Source organism: Mycobacterium sp. NGS16 (genome assembly GCF_059813225.1).
Genome location: NZ_JCALEE010000003.1, coordinates 84088 through 99031, shown reverse-complemented (window position 1 = coordinate 99031; position 14944 = coordinate 84088). Strand labels below are relative to the sequence as shown.

Annotated in this window: 14 protein-coding genes; 5 read left to right on the top strand and 9 right to left on the bottom strand. The window is 71.2% G+C overall.

What is annotated here, in order from left to right; genetic code table 11:
• Positions 1–33: 33 nt before the first annotated feature.
• Together AC5Y4Q_RS10150 and AC5Y4Q_RS10145 are read left to right on the top strand one after the other, a co-directional pair.
• Entirely contained in the window at positions 34–1236 is a 1203-nt protein-coding gene (locus tag AC5Y4Q_RS10150) for a JmjC domain-containing protein (protein ID WP_235664016.1), read from the top strand.
• Positions 1237–1340: 104 nt separating this feature from the next.
• A complete protein-coding gene (locus AC5Y4Q_RS10145) occupies positions 1341–2798 on the top strand; it encodes a PPE domain-containing protein (protein ID WP_499958850.1) in 1458 nt (485 codons plus the stop codon).
• Between the two features lie 4 nt (positions 2799–2802).
• On the opposite strand, the gene AC5Y4Q_RS10140 is transcribed toward AC5Y4Q_RS10145, so the two are convergent.
• Positions 2803–4191, bottom strand: coding sequence for a PPE family protein, SVP subgroup (locus AC5Y4Q_RS10140; protein WP_125225218.1), 1389 nt, complete (start codon positions 4189–4191; stop codon positions 2803–2805).
• A 143-nt stretch (positions 4192–4334) separates the two neighbouring features.
• Here AC5Y4Q_RS10140 and AC5Y4Q_RS10135 point away from each other — a divergent pair, with 143 nt between their 5' ends.
• Genes AC5Y4Q_RS10135 through AC5Y4Q_RS10125 form a run of 3 tightly spaced genes read left to right on the top strand, consistent with a single transcriptional unit; the run spans position 4335 to position 7244 of the window.
• Complete coding sequence (locus AC5Y4Q_RS10135) at positions 4335–5378, top strand: ABC transporter permease (RefSeq protein WP_064923032.1); 1044 nt, start codon at positions 4335–4337, stop codon at positions 5376–5378.
• Positions 5379–5381: 3 nt separating this feature from the next.
• Positions 5382–6377 (top strand): ABC transporter ATP-binding protein, encoded by a 996-nt coding sequence (locus AC5Y4Q_RS10130; RefSeq protein ID WP_064923030.1) that lies wholly within the window; start codon positions 5382–5384, stop codon positions 6375–6377.
• A gap of 45 nt (positions 6378–6422) precedes the next feature.
• Positions 6423–7244, top strand: a complete 822-nt coding sequence (locus AC5Y4Q_RS10125; protein WP_064923046.1) for an alpha/beta hydrolase — start codon at positions 6423–6425, stop codon at positions 7242–7244.
• Between the two features lie 42 nt (positions 7245–7286).
• Here AC5Y4Q_RS10125 and AC5Y4Q_RS10120 read toward each other — a convergent pair whose 3' ends face one another.
• The 8 genes from AC5Y4Q_RS10120 to AC5Y4Q_RS10085 form a co-directional block, all read right to left on the bottom strand.
• The gene (locus AC5Y4Q_RS10120) at positions 7287–7577 is read right to left on the bottom strand and encodes a hypothetical protein (RefSeq protein WP_125225219.1); all 291 of its coding nucleotides are present in this window, start codon (positions 7575–7577) and stop codon (positions 7287–7289) included.
• A gap of 18 nt (positions 7578–7595) precedes the next feature.
• The gene (locus AC5Y4Q_RS10115) at positions 7596–9698 is read right to left on the bottom strand and encodes a heavy metal translocating P-type ATPase (RefSeq protein ID WP_125225241.1); all 2103 of its coding nucleotides are present in this window, start codon (positions 9696–9698) and stop codon (positions 7596–7598) included.
• Positions 9699–9724: 26 nt separating this feature from the next.
• Positions 9725–10015: a hypothetical protein gene (locus AC5Y4Q_RS10110; protein WP_125225220.1), complete on the bottom strand. Its 291-nt coding sequence runs from the start codon at positions 10013–10015 to the stop codon at positions 9725–9727.
• On the bottom strand, positions 10009–10563 hold the full coding sequence (gene mce1N / locus AC5Y4Q_RS10105) for a transport-regulating membrane protein Mce1N (RefSeq protein ID WP_125225221.1): 555 nt from the start codon (positions 10561–10563) through the stop codon (positions 10009–10011). The genes AC5Y4Q_RS10110 and mce1N overlap by 7 nt, the downstream gene beginning before the upstream one ends.
• A gap of 116 nt (positions 10564–10679) precedes the next feature.
• Positions 10680–11696 carry a PHP domain-containing protein gene (locus tag AC5Y4Q_RS10100; protein ID WP_499958846.1) on the bottom strand — a complete coding sequence of 339 codons (1017 nt, stop codon included), beginning with the start codon at positions 11694–11696 and terminating at the stop codon, positions 10680–10682.
• Positions 11697–11726: 30 nt separating this feature from the next.
• Positions 11727–12167 carry a hypothetical protein gene (locus AC5Y4Q_RS10095; protein WP_499958844.1) on the bottom strand — a complete coding sequence of 147 codons (441 nt, stop codon included), beginning with the start codon at positions 12165–12167 and terminating at the stop codon, positions 11727–11729.
• Positions 12164–13135: a porphobilinogen synthase gene (gene hemB / locus AC5Y4Q_RS10090; RefSeq protein ID WP_499958842.1), complete on the bottom strand. Its 972-nt coding sequence runs from the start codon at positions 13133–13135 to the stop codon at positions 12164–12166. The genes AC5Y4Q_RS10095 and hemB overlap by 4 nt, the downstream gene beginning before the upstream one ends.
• Positions 13136–13208: 73 nt before the next feature.
• Positions 13209–14939 carry a bifunctional uroporphyrinogen-III C-methyltransferase/uroporphyrinogen-III synthase gene (locus tag AC5Y4Q_RS10085; RefSeq protein WP_064923020.1) on the bottom strand — a complete coding sequence of 577 codons (1731 nt, stop codon included), beginning with the start codon at positions 14937–14939 and terminating at the stop codon, positions 13209–13211.
• Positions 14940–14944: the final 5 nt, after the last annotated feature.

Sequence of the window (14944 nt, the reverse complement as noted above, 5' to 3'; positions counted from 1 at the left end):
GACGAGGCCGGGCGCCGGGTGTATTTTGTGCCGGTGACGGCCGGCTCGCAATCCCCGCTCGCCTGGCTGCTGGCACCGGTGACGGTGCAGACCTTCCTCGATGAGCTGTGGGGCGCCGCGCCGCACCACATCGCCCGGGACCGCGCCGACTACTTCGACGTGCTGGCCGGGCCGTCATCGGCCTCGCAGCTGCTGGAAGCGCTGCGCACCGAACCGTCGGCGGTGCGCCTGGTGCGCGGGGCCGACCATCTGGAGCCGCAGCACTACACGCGCGCCGACGGCACCCTGGACCTGGCCCGCATCCACGCCGAGTCAGACCGCGGCTACACGATCATCTGCAACAACATCGAGAAGTACCTGCGGCCGATGTCGACGCTGACCCACGGGGTCGAGGTGGAGCTGAACTTCCCGACGCACGTCAACGCCTACCTCACCCCGCCGGCCTCGACGGGTTTCCTGCCGCACTACGACCACCACGACGTGCTGGTGCTGCAGATCCACGGCAACAAGACCTGGTACTTCTATGGCGACGATCCGATACCGCCACACCGGATGCAGCAGATGCACGAGGTCGACCCGGCCGGCCTGCCGGCACCGACCAGCCTGCAGCTGGCCGCCGGGGACACCCTGTATCTGCCCCGGGGCCGGGTGCATTCGGCCGAGACGACCTCGGAGCCCTCGGTGCACCTGACGGTAGGACTGCACGTTCCGACGGTGCTCACGCTGCTGACCCACACGCTGCACCTGCTGAGCCTGCGCAACGACGCGGTGCACACCCGGTTGCCCGCACGACATCTGGACGACCCGCAGGTGCGCGCCAGCCTGGGCCCGCTGATCCGGGACGCGCTGGCCGCCATGGAGGCGTCCGACGCCCTCGCGGAAGGCCTGGGCGCCATGCAGGATTTCCTGGTACGCCGCGCCCGCTGCCCGGTCGTCGGGCAGGTCGACGACACCGTCGGCCTCGATACCGACACGCTGGTGTGCAAGCAGCACCCGCTGTACTCCCGGGTGACCACCACCGCCGACGGTGTGGGCCTGCAGTTCGCCCAGCTGATCGTCAGCGCCCGCCCGGACCACGAGGCCGCGATGCGGTTCCTGTCCGCACGCACCGAGCCGTTTCGGATCGGCGAACTGCCTGGGCTGGCCGCCGCCCAACAGATCGAATTGGCCCGCAGCCTGATCATGAGCGGCTTCCTGGTGCGCCCGGACGTCGCCGAGGCATCATCGAGTCCATAAATGCGGAGAATCCGCGGGCAAGTATCCGTATTCCGAGGAAACTTCCAGGGAATAATCGAGATTTGAGGATGTAAGCTCCGTACATCCAACGCGGGAAGGCGGCGATGACGGAGCCAATCTGGATGGCGTCACCACCGGAGGTGCACTCGGCGTTGCTGAGCAGCGGTCCGGGCGCGGGGCCACTGCTGGCGGCCGCCGGGATGTGGGACGCGTTGAGCACCGAATACACCGCGGTGGCGCAGGAACTGTCCACGCTGCTCTCGGCGGTGCAGGCCGGATCCTGGCAGGGGCCGAGCGCCGAATCCTATGTGGCGGCCAATGTGCCGTACCTGGCCTGGCTGACCAAGGCCGGCGCCGACGCCATGACGCTGGCCCGCCAGCACCAGACCGCCGCCACGGCCTACACCTCCGCGCTGGCCACGATGCCCACCCTGGCCGAGCTGGCCGCCAACCACGCCGTCCACGCGGTGCTGGTGGCGACGAACTTCTTTGGGGTCAACGCGATTCCGATCGCCGTCAACGAGGCCGACTACACCCGGATGTGGGTGCAGGCGGCCACCACGATGTCGACGTATCAGGCGGTGGCCGGTGCCGCGGTGGCCTCGTCCCCGGCGGCGGCGACCGCGCCGACGGTGCTCAACCCCGACACGCCACAGCATCGCGACCACCACCACCGCAACGACCAGGCGCCCACCCAGGACTTCGGCAACATCTACCAGGAGAGCTGGTGGACCACCCGCATCGCCGAGATCAACGAGGCCATTCAGGCCGACCTGTCCAGCAACAATCCGCTCACCAGTCTGATCAGCGACCCGGTGCTGATGACGATCGCCCCGCACTATGCCGGGGAGATCGTGCTCGGGATGGCGCCGACCGTGACGGCGCTGACCGAGACGATGCTCGCCCTGATCGCACCGGCCGCACCGCTGGCCGGCGTCGCCGGTGTCGCCGGACTGGCCGGGCTGACCGGCATCAACGTCCCCGCCGCACCGGCGCTGCCGGCCCCCAACCCGCCGGCGGTGGTCCCGGCCGCCGCGCCGGCCGCGGTAGCGGCCCCACCCGCGCCGGCCCCGGCGGCTCCCCCGGCGATGGCCCCGCCGACCCTGGCGCCCGCGGTCACCGCGGGCGGGGGCATCCCGGTGCTGCCGCCGCCGGTCACCGGAGCCGAGGGCGCGGCGTTGCCGTATCTGGTCGGTGGCGGTCCGTCCCTCGGGGCACCGGCCAAGATGCGCCTGCCCGCACCCGCGGCGAGCCAGCGGTCGCAGGCCCCCGCAGCCACCGCGACCGCCGCCGCCACGACGAGGCAGGCCCGCCGGCGGCGGCACCGTGAAACGTTGACCGATCCCGGCAACCGCTACGAGTACCTCGACTCGGATGCCGCCATGGCTGCCGAATCGGCCAGCGGGGCGGGCCCGCTGGGCTTCGCAGGCACCGCGGAACGTGAAAGCGATTCCGCGGTAACGGGATTGACCACCATGGTGGACACCACCACGGGCACCGGTCCGACGGTCCCGATGCTGCCGCACACCTGGGAGCCACCCCACGCGGCCGAGCCGGGCTGACCGCTCAGCGGCCCAGCAGCCGCATCTTCTGCTCGTTGTACTCGTCGTTGGTGATCAATCCGCGGTCGCGCAGCTCGGCGAATTCGCGGATCTCCGCGGCGATGCCCATCATCGACGGCCCGGGCGTGCCGTCGCCGTCGACCTCACCCGCGCCGGCGTCGGCGGGTGAGCCGGCGGCGCGTTGCGGCGTCTGGACCCGCGCCGCAGCGTCGGTGGCATCGGCACCGCCGCGCCCGCGACTGACCGACCCGGCCAGCGCGCTACCGCCCATGCCCGCCAGCGCCATCTGGCTGAACGCACTTCCGGCGCCGGCGAGCGAGGCCGCCGGAGCCCCGCCGAGGGCCGGGCCGGCCAGCGGCTTGGTGTAGGACAGGCTGCGGATCTCCGGGGCGTTGGCGGCCCAGTTGATCGGCACCGACAGGTTGCCGGCCGTGACCGCCTCACCCATGGCCGCCGACAGCGCCGCCGATACGCCGGGCACATTCGGCCGTGACGGGGTCAGCGGTGAGAACAGGTCGATGTTGTGCAGGATCTCGTACTCCACCATCCGGAGCTGATCCTGCTCATAGAGGATCTCGCGGGTGCTGGCGTCCGCCGCGATCCAGGCTCCCCCGGACAGCACCAGCGAGACCACCTGCGCCGCGCTGAGCCCCACGATGTCACTGATGCTGGGCAGCGTGATCAGGTCGGCCAGGCCCTGGGCCGGCCCGGCGACGGTCGCCGCTCCCACCCCGGCCTGGGCCAGCGAGTTGTTCTGGGTGCCCAGGATGCCCGAGGCCAGCTGGCTCAGCAGCGCCTGGATGTTCGACGACGACGAGTTCGCTTCGGCTGCGCCGGTCGCGGCGGCCTGGCCGGCCGGGCCGGCCGGATTGCTGGTCTGCGGTGGCTCCGGAAACGGCGCCAGCCCGGTCGCGGCCGCCGACGCGGCGGCGTAGGCGTACATCGCGGCGGCGTCCTGCGCCCACATCTCGGCGTACTCGGCCTCGGTGGCGGCGATCGCCGCGGTGTTGGTCCCCAGCACGTTGGTGGCGACCAGCAGCATCAGCCGGGCGCGGTTGGCGGCCACCACCGTGGGCGGCACCGTTGCACTGAACGCCGCCTCGTAAGCCGCAGCCGCCGCATTGGCCTGCGCCGCGGTCTGGTCGACCTGTGCCGCGGTGGCGGCCATCCATGCCGCGTATCGCGCGGCGGACCGGGTCAGCGCCACCGACGCCGGCCCCAGCCACGACTGGCCGGTCAGCTCGGCGATCACCGCTTCGTAGGAGGTGACCGCGGCGTGCAGTTCGGCGGCCAGCCCGCTCCACGCCGCGGCGGCCGCCCGCATCGGCGTGGAGCCGGGGCCGGTGTAGATCCGCAGCGAATTGACCTCGGGCGGCAGGGCAGCGAAATTCATCCACTGACCCCTTCCCTGGGCAAACCGGCGTGTGTGTATTTCTAGCCGAAAACCACGCCGGTGGCCTGCGATTCCGGATTTGCGGAGCACGACGCCGAGATGGCGGTCACAGCCACACGCTGCGATAACATGCGCGCGTGCGGATGCTGATCACCGCCTTGCGGGACCTGCAGTGGCGGCTGCGTCGGTTCATCGTCGCCGCTGTCGGCACCGCGATGGTGTTCGCGCTGACCCTGGTGCTGGCCGGGCTGACCCACGGCTTCCGCGTCGAGGCGGAGCACGTGGTCGATTCGCTGGGTATCGACAGCTACCTGATTCAGACGGCCGCGGTCGGTCCGTTCATGGGATCATCGCGGTTTCCGCAGAAGGAGGCGGGCGATGTCGCCCGCATCGCCGGCGTCGAAGCGGCGCTGCCGGTGGTCTACGGCAACACCATCCTGCAGGACGGCGAGTCGCCGCAGAACGTCAACATCTACGGCGTCCCCAAGGCGGCGATGCCGCCGATCAGCTCGGGGCGCGCCCCGACCGAGCCCAACGAGATCGCGATGTCCACCACGCTCAAACGGGCCGTCGGCGACGAGGTGGAACTGGGCGCGGGCAAATTGCGGATCGTCGGGCTGGTCGAGAAGTCCACCACACTGGCCGGTCAACCCAATGCCTTCCTGACCGTGTCGGGCGCCCAGCGGCTGATGTACTCCGGGCAACCGGTGGCCTCGGCGATCGGCCTGCGGGGCACCCCGGCGACGGTGCCGGAGGGCTACCGGGTGGTGGACCGCGCCGCCGCCGTCGACGACATGGTGCGCCCGCTGGCCGGAGCACAGATGGCGCTGTCCTACATGTCGGTGCTGCTGTGGGGAGTGGCCGCACTGATCGTGGGCTCGCTGATCTACCTGTCGGCGCTGGAGCGCACCCGCGACTTCGCGGTGTTCAAGGCGCTGGGGGTCACGACATGGATGGTGTTGGCCGGGCTGGCGCTGCAGGCGGTGGCCGTGGCGGTGGCCGCGGCGGTGCTCGGCGGCGTGCTGGCGGTGGCGATCGGGCCGGCGTTTCCGATGCTGGTGGCGGTGACGACGTCGTCGTTCGCTTTGCTGGTGCTGACCGCGGTGGGCATCGGTCTGCTGGCCAGCCTGGCGGGCCTGCGCCACGCGGTGGCCATCGACCCGGTGCTGGCGTTCGGGGGTCCCTAAGCCATGGGCGACCTGCGGATCAAGGATCTGGTCATCGAATACGCCACCGGCGGCGGGGAACCGATCCGCCCGATTCACGGTCTGAGCCTGGAGATTCCGGCCGGATCGCTGGTGGTTGTGCTCGGCCCCAGCGGATGCGGCAAGACCACGCTGTTGTCCTGCCTGGGCGGCATCCTGAGCCCGACCAGCGGCGAGATCCGGTTCGGCGCCACCGATGTCACCGGACTGAGCCGCCGGGAGATCACCTCCTACCGTCGGCGCACCGTCGGGATCGTCTTCCAGGCGTTCAACCTGGTGCCGAGCCTGACCGCGCTGGAGAACGTGATGGTGCCGATGTGGGCGGCCGGGTGGACGCAGTGGTCCGCCCAGGAGCGGGCCCGGGATCTGCTCACCCGGGTCGGCCTGGCCGACCGGACCGATCACCGGCCCGGCCAGCTCAGCGGCGGCCAGCAGCAGCGGGTGGCGGTGGCCCGCGCGCTGGCCCTGGACCCGCCGCTGATCCTGGCCGACGAACCCACCGCACAACTCGATTTCGTCCGGGCCGGCGAAGTGGTGCAACTGCTGCGGGTGCTCGCCGCCGGTGACCGCGTCGTGGTGGTCGCCACCCACGACACCCGGATCGTGCCGCTCGCCGACATCGTCATCCAGCTGTCGCCGACCGCGGCGCCGGCCCCGGCACGCGCCCAGCAGGCCCCGGTGCGGTTGGGGCCCGGAGCGGTGCTGCTGGAGCAGGGCACCGTAGAGGATCTGATCTACGTCGTCACCGAGGGCGAGGTGGAGATCGCACCGGAGTCCTCGGACGCCGGCGGCGGCCTGCTCAAGATCGGCAAACCGGACCACTACCCGGGGCAGCTGGGGCCGATGGTCCGTATCCCGCGTTCGGCGACGGTCCGCGCGCCCCGGGAGGCGACCGTGGTGAGCTACACGGTGGAGGCGTTCCGCGAGCAGTTCGGCCAGCCCCCGGCACCGGAGGACCCCGGCGAGCCGGCAGCAACCTGACCGACGCTGCGGCGTGCCTGTCCAACCGCGGTGCGCGGGCACGAGATGATTGCTGTCATGGCTGATCTGACCCGCCGGGCTGCACTGCGCCTTGGGGTCGGTGCGGCGGGTCTGTTGGGAGCGGGCACGCTGCTGTCGGCGGAGGCCCGGGCGACCGGGAACGCCTACCCCACCCGCGAGTCCGGGTCGTTCGTGTCGGCGGCCCGCGGCGGGCTGGAGACCAACTGGATCATCGCCCGGCCACCGGGGCAGACCGCGCCGCTGCGGCCGGTGATCGCCCTGCACTGCAAGGACGGCGACGCGGCCTGGGTGATGGATCTGGGGGTCGAGGAGGAGCTGGCGAAACTGACCGCCTCGGGCCGGCCACCGTTCGCGGTCGTGGCGGTCGACGGCGGCAACACCTACTGGCGCCCGCACAGTTCCGGCCACGACTCCGGGGCGATGGTGCTCAACGAATTGCTTCCGATGCTGGCCGACAAGGGCATCGACACCTCGCGGGTCGCGTTCATGGGCTGGTCGATGGGCGGCTACGGCGCAATGCTGCTGGGCACCCGGCTGGGCCCGGCCCGCACCGCCGGCATCTGCGCGATCAGCCCGGCGATCTATATGACCTACTTCGGCGCGCCCGCCGGGGCATTCGACAGCGTCGATGACTGGCGGACGAATTCAGTTTTCAGCCTGGCGCCCCGGCTGGCGTCGATTCCGCTGCGGGTCGACTGCGGAACGTCGGACACCTTCTACTACGCGACCAATCACTTTGTCAGTCAGTTGAATCCGCGGCCGGCGGGCGGGTTCACCCAGGGCGGACACGACGTGACCTACTGGCGTGCGCAGCTGCCGGCCGAGTTGGCTTGGCTGGATTCCTGATTCGGGCCTATCCCGCTGCCGGCATCGTCAGCGGTTGTCGGATCAGGGCGTGTTCATCGGGTTCATCGGATTCATCGGGCTGTCGATGTTGGCCGGGTTGTCGATGTTCATCGGGCTGTCGATGTTGGCCGGGTTCGCCGGATTCAGCGGGCTGTCGATGTTGGCCGGATTGGTCAGGCTGTTAGGGCCGTAGGGACCGACGTTGCAGACCGCACTCGCGTTGGCAATACAGTCGCTGGGGCTGAACGGGTCGGGGTTGGCCGGGTCAGCCAGGGCCGGTGCGGCGAGCACCACTGAACAAACGGCGATAGACGCCGACAAAACGATCCTCACCTTCAGACCTCCTCCGGTCTATCGAAACGCCCGCAGCCGCAGGCTGTTCGTCACCACCAGAACCGACGAGGCGGCCATCGCCGCGCCTGCGATCATCGGGTTGAGCAGCCCCGCCGCCGCCAGCGGTATCGCGGCGACGTTGTAACCGAACGCCCAGATGAGGTTCTGCCGGATGATTCGGAGCGTACGCGCCGAGAGCCGCAGTGCGGTCGGAACGGTGCAAAGATCACCCCGCACCAGGGTCAGATCACCGGCCTCGATGGCGGCGTCGGTACCGGTGCCCATCGCCATACCGATATCGGCGGTGGCCAGGGCCACCGAGTCGTTGACGCCGTCGCCGACCATGGCCACCCGGTGGCCCTGGGCCTGCAGGCTCTTGACGGCGTCGGCCTTGTCCGCGGGCAGCACATTGGCGATGACGTGGGCCGGGTCGATGCCGACCTCGCCGGCCACCTTGCGCGCCACCGCCGCGCCGTCGCCGGTGAGCAGCACCGGGGTGATGCCCATGGCCTTGAGTTCGGCCACCGCGGCCGCACTGCTGGGCCGCACCGTGTCGGTCAGCGTGATCGTGCCGCGCTCCCGGCCGTCCCAGGACACCTCGACCGCTGTCCCGGTCTGGTGCGCGGCAGCCGACCGGGTGATCTCCACCCGCACCCCGTCGACCACCCCGGTCACCCCGTGGCCGGGCCGGCTGGCGAAGTCGGTCACCCGGCCGATCGCAAGCCCGGCCGCTTTCGCCCCGGCGACGATGGCCGCGGCGATCGGGTGCTCAGACGCCGCTTCGACGGCGGCGGCGCGGGCCAGCACCGTGTCGGGATCCTCCCCGCGGTTGACCGCGAGGCCGGCGACGGCCATCACGCCGGTGGTGACCGTTCCGGTCTTGTCCAGCACCACGGTGTCGATGTCCTTGACGGCCTCCAGCACCTGCGGGTTCTTGATCAGGATGCCCAGCTGAGCGCCGCGGCCGGTGCCGACCAGGATCGCGGTCGGCGTGGCCAGCCCCAGTGCGCACGGGCAGGCGATGATCAGCACCGCGACCGCCGCCGTGAAGGCCGCCGCGGCGGATTGCCCGGTCAAAAGCCACCCGGCCAGCGTGAGCGCCGCGATCACCAGCACCACCGGTACGAACACCGCCGATACCCGGTCGGCCAGCCGCTGGATGGACGCCTTGCCGGCCTGGGCGTCGGTGACCAGCTTGGCCATCCGGGCCAGCTGGGTGTCGGCACCCACCTTGGTGGCGCGGACCAGCACCAGCCCGGTGGTGTTGAGCGAGCCGCCCAGCACCGGGTCGCCTTCGGTGACGTCGACGGGCAGCGACTCGCCGGTCATCGCCGAGGTGTCCAGCGCGGTGCTGCCGTCGATGACGACGCCGTCGGTGGCGACCCGCTCCCCGGGCCGGACCACGATCACGTCACCGACCCGCAGCTCGGCGATCGGCACCCGGGTCTCCTTGAGTCCGTCATCGCCGCGCCGCATCACCGCGGCGTCCTTGGCGCCCAGTTCCAGCAGTGCGCGCAGCGCCGCACCCGCCGAGCGTTTGGCGTGCGCCTCGGCGTAGCGGCCGGCCAGCAGGAAGACCGTGACCACCGCCGCCACCTCGAAATACAGGTGACCCGATCCGGTGACGACCGCGACCACCGACCACAGGTAGGCCGCCAGCGTGCCCAGCGAGACCAGGGTGTCCATGGTGGCGGCACCGTGGGCGGCGGTGCGCAGCGCGGCCCGGTGGAACGGATAGCCGCCCCACACCACGATCGGGGTGGTCAGCGCCAACGCCACCCAGCCCCAGCCGGCGAACTGCCAGGCCATCACCATCGACAGCGCGACGACGGGGACGGCCAGCAGCGCCGCGCCGATCAGCCGGGGCCGCAGTTGCGCGGCCGGCGTATCGCCATGTCCGGCGGCATGTCCGGCGGCGTGGTCGGCCGAGTGCTCGTGGGCCGCGCCGAGCACCACGGCCTGGTAGCCGGCGGATTCCACGGCCAGCACGAGGTCGTCGGCCGAGACGCTCGAGTCGTGTTCGACGTGGGCGCGTTCGACCGCCAGGTTCACCGTGGCGTGCACCCCGTCGAGCGCGTTCAGGCCGCGCTCCACTCGCGCCGCACACGACGCACAGGTCATTCCACGCAGTTCGAGGTCAGTGGTGATCACCCCGCCGATGATACCCCCACGGGGTATACGGGCTCAGCGTGACGCTGAGCACGGCGTAGCCGGGCCGTGCCGATCACCGCCAGCACACCGGCGGCCGTCGCCAACAGCAGCACCAACAGCAACATCCGAGGGTGGTAGGTCACCGAGGTGGTGGCCGGTTCGCCGTCGATCACCGGCGCGACCAGCACCAGATAGCGCACGTTGAGCCAGCTCGCGGCGCAACCCGCCGCCGCGGCCACGGCCAGGACGAGCTCGGCGAGCGCCCGCACGATCGGGGCCCTCACCACGACGATTCTTCGGCGTCGTCGTCGAGGTCCGGTTCGATGAGTGCGCCGGGCGGGACCGCCTCGGGAACCAGGTCGGTCAGCGCCGCTCGTAGCCTGCGGTGGTCCCGCGCCCAGGCCTGGACCCTGCGCCGCCCGGTCAGGCGCAGCCCGATCCCCACCCGGCGGCGCGGCACCCCACTCAACTCACCCAGCGCCCGGGCTTCCTGCCACTTCTCCGGTTGGGGCTTGCCCCAGCCGGTGGGCCGCTTGGCCTCGGGGTAGATCATGACGATGTCGGCGATCCGGAGCGTCTCGGTGCCCTGCCGCAGCGTGGTTGCGGTCAGCTCGACCGACGTGTGGATGCGGGCCGCCTTCACCTGGATGGCCAACATGGTGGAGACCAGCACCATCAACACGGCGGGCATCAGCGGCTGGTATCCATAGCCGCCGGAGTTCTGGATCAACAGCAGCAGCCCCGCTGCGACCGGACCGAACAGCACCCACCACCAGCTGGCACCGCATTCGAAGAACAGCGGTGCCGGCTGGGCGGTCGGCGCGGGTTCAGACATGTCGGGTCAGCCTAACGCGGCGCTAGGCCGGCCGTCGCGGGACCACGACCCGGTGGTATTCGGGGCATCTTCAGCTAAGTCAGGCGTCGCGGCCAGGCGAAAAAGCGGCGGATCTTTCACCTGGACTCTCGGGCCGCCGCCCAGGCCAGCAGCTCCTCGACCGGCCAGGTGTTGACGATCCGCTCGGCCGCAATCCCGGCGTCAAGCGCGCGCTGGGCGCCGAAGCCGAGGAAGTCGAGCTGGCCGGGGGCGTGTGCGTCGGTGTCGATGCTGAACAAACACCCCAACTCGTGCGCCAGATGCAGCAGTCGGGTTGGTGGGTCGCGTCGTTCCGGGCGGCAGTTGATCTCGACTGCGGTGTCGTGTTCGCGGCAGGCGGTGAACACCGCCTCCGCATCGAACTGCGACTCCGGCCGCCGGCCGCGTCCACCGGTGACCAGCCGCCCGGTGCAGTGCCCGAGCACGTTGACCCGCGGATTACAGACCGCGCGCACCATCCGCCGCGTCATCGCGCCCGACTCCATCGCCAGCTTGGAATGCACGCTGGCCACCACCACATCGAGGCGCTCCAGCAACTCCGGCTCCTGATCCAGGCTGCCGTCGTCGAGGATGTCGACCTCGATGCCGGTCAGGATCCGCAGCGGCGCAAAGCGCTCCCGCAGCCCGTCGATCACCTCCAGTTGATGGCGTAGCCGCTGCGGTGAGAGCCCGTTGGCGATGGTCAGCCGCGGGGAATGGTCGGTCAATGCACAGTAGTCATGCCCCAGCGCCACCGCGGTGGCCATCATCTCCTCGATCGGCGCCGAGCCGTCCGACCAGTCCGAATGCAGATGCAGGTCCCCGCGCAACGCCGCCCGCAACGCCCCACCACCCAGATCCGCCGCCTCCTCGCGCAACCGCACCAGGGTGTCGGGTTCAGCGCCGGCCCAGGCCTGCGCGATCACCGCGGCGGTCTTCGGTCCGATGCCCGGCAGCGACTGCCAGCTCTCGGCCACGCCATGGCGGCGCCGCTCGTCGTCGTCCAGCGCCTCGACGACGTCGGCGGCGCGGCGGTAGGCCATCACCCGACGCGGGTCCTCGCGGGCCCGGTCCTTGTAGAACGCGATCTGGCGCAGTACCTCAACCGGATCCATCACCCCAGTCTGCCGCGACCGCGACCCCGCTTACCGGGTGAAGTACTCCTGGGCGTCACCGCGGTGCAGCAGGAAGGTTCCCGCGGCGAGCAGCACCGAGCCCACGATGCCGGTGACGGCGAGGGTGACCGCGACCGCCGGCCGCGCGTCGGCGTGCGACAGCCCGCTCACCGCGTAGGCCACCGAGCCGATCGCACCGCCGGTCAATCCGGTGCGCGCCCAGCGGTACCCGGAGCGCATCAGCACCAGGAAGGTGGCCACCACCACGACCAGCACCAGCGCGGTCAGCCCGACGATCGGGTAGGTCACCGGCATGTCGGCGATCTCCGGGGAGGCCAGCAGGCTCACCACGTAGCCGATCGTCATCAACGGCAGGGCGGCCAGCCACAGCCAGAACCCGGTGTCGACATCCGCCGGACGGGCGGGCGGGGCCGCCGCCGGTGGCTGCGACCCGATCTGCGGCCCGGTCACGTCAGCCAGCCGGCCGCTTCGGCCGCCCAGTAGCTCAGCACGATGTCAGCGCCCGCGCGCCGGATCCCGATCAGCGACTCCAGTGCGGCGGCCCGCCCGTCGACCCAGCCGTGGGCGGCCGCCGCCGCGATCATCGCGTACTCCCCCGACACCTGGTAGGCGGCCACCGGAACCGGTGACACTGCGGCCGCAGCGGCGATCACGTCCAGGTACCCCATGGCCGGCTTGACCATCACGATGTCGGCGCCTTCGGCCAGGTCCAGGGTGACCTCGCGCAGGGCCTCACGGGCGTTGCCGGGCTCCTGCTGATAGGTGCGGCGGTCCCCCTCCAGGCTGGAGGCGACCGCGTCGCGGAACGGACCGTAGAACGCCGAGGCGAACTTCGCCGCGTAGGCCAGGATCACCGTGTCGCTGTGCCCGGCGGCGTCGAGCCCGTCCCGGATCGCGGCGACCTGGCCGTCCATCATGCCGCTGGGGCTCACCACGTGAGCACCGGCATCTGCCTGTGCCACAGCAAGTTCGGTGTAGCGGGCCAGGGTGGTGTCATTGTCCACCCGGCCGCGGCCGTCGAGCACCCCGCAGTGGCCGTGGTCGGTGAATTCGTCCAGACAGGTGTCGGCCATCAGCACGGTGGCATCACCGAGTTCCGCGGCCAGGTCGCGCAGCGCGGTGTTGAGGATGCCGTCGGGGTGGATGCCCGCGGAACCGGTGCTGTCCTTGTCCGCCTCTGCCGGCACCCCGAACAGCATCAGACCGCCCACTCCGGCGGCCACCGCGTCAGCAGCCGCGGCGCGCAGCGAATCGCGGGTGTGCTGAACCACGCCGGGCATGGAGACGATCGGCCTGGGCTCGTCGATGCCGTCGGCGATGAACATCGGCAACACCAGATGCCTTGGCTCCAACGAGGTCTGCGCGACCAGGCGGCGCAGCGCGGGCGTGGAGCGCAGCCGGCGCGGACGCTCTCTCATACGTTGACTCTGCGCTGAGGGCGGGGGTTACTCGCACTTTTGCGCCGTGGGCGCAGAGTCAACGCGAGCTGGATCATCGCCTGCGGCTCTTCTTCCGCGGCGGTGGCAGGGCACCCTCGGCCCGCAGCCGGGCGGCGTGCTCGGCCAGCGCGTCGACCAGCGGGCCCACCGCGGCCGTCTCCGGCTGCACATCCACCCGCAGCCCGAATTCGGCTGCCGTCTCGGCGGTCTTGGGACCGATGCAGGCCACGATGGTGCGGGTGTGCGGCTTGCCGGCGATGCCGACCAGGTTGCGCACCGTGGAGCTCGAGGTGAAGCACACCGCGTCGAACCCACCGGTCTTGATCATCTCCCGGATGGTCGCGGGCGGCGGGGCGGCCCGCACCGTGCGGTAGGCGGTGACGTCCTCGATCTCCCAGCCACGCTCGCGCAGACCCTCGGCCAGCGTCTCGGTGGCGATGTCGGCGCGCGGCAGCAATACCCGGTTGACCGGGTCGAAAACGTCGTCGTAGGGCGGGAATTCATCCAGCAGACCCAGCGAGGACTGCTCGCCGGAGGGCACCAGCTCGGGACTGATCCCGAACGCCCGGACCCGCTCGGCGGTGGCTTCGCCGACGCAGGCGATCTTCACCCCGGAGAATGCGCGGGCGTCCAGTCCGAACTCGCCGAACTTCTCCCACACCGCGCGCACCGCGTTGGTCGAGGTGAACACCACCCACTGGTAGCGGCCGTCCACCAAACCCTTGACGGCCCTTTCCATCTGGGCGGGGCTCCGCGGCGGCTCCACCGCGATGGTGGGCACCTCCACCGGCGAGGCGCCGTGGGAGACCAGCCGATCGCTCATCTCACCGGCCTGGTCCTTGGTGCGCGGCACCAGCACCGTCCAGCCGTACAGGGCGCGGCTCTCCCACCAGTTCAGCTTCGACCGGTGGCTGACGGTCTTGCCGATGGTCACCACCAGCGTGCCCGCGGTGGTCTCCTGACCGTTGGGCAGGATGACCGGGTCGATACTGGCCAGCGCCGCGGGCTCGGTCAGCCCGGCCAGGGTGGACTCGATCGAACGCTGCGCGCACGTGGTGCCGGACGTGGTGACCACGCACGGCGTGGCATCCGAGAGGCCGTACTCGATCAGGGTGCGGGCCGCCTCCGGCAGATGCGAGGTGGTGGCCTGCAGGATCAGCGGGCCCGGGGCGGCGGCCAGCGCGGCCCAATCCACCTGCGGGTCGCGAACATCGGCCACGGTGTGCGACGAGCCGAGCGGCAGGCCGGCGTAGGTCGGCACCGCGCTGGTGGCCGGCAGGCCGGGCACGATCTCGAATGCGACATTGGTGCGGGCCACCGCGTTGACCTCGGTGATGACGGCGTCGACCGAGAGCGGGTCGCCGGCTACCAGGCGCACCACGTCGGCGCCGGACCGCGCCTCGGCGGTAAGGATCTTGGCCACCTCGGCCGGCTCGCCCAGCGCCGGGCGGATGTCGGGTCCACCCGGGACGGTCGCAGCGGCCGCGTCGGCGTCGGTGCCGTCGACATCGGTGCCGTCGGTGCCTTCAGCGCCGTCGGGGGCCGTGCCGTTCTTGTCGGCCTTGGGGTCCGGCGGCACCGGCCCGGCGATCGGGGGCAGGTCGGTACCGACCAGTCCCAGCACCGCCTCGGGCACGTCGGGGTCGATGAACACCAGCGCGGCGTTCGTCAGCGTCGTCCGCGCCCGCGTCGTCAACAGACCCGGGTCGCCGGGACCCGAGCCGACGAATACGATGCGGCCCGGCTTGGGCTTCTGCCCTCGCACGCTCACTTGGCGAGCCATTCCCT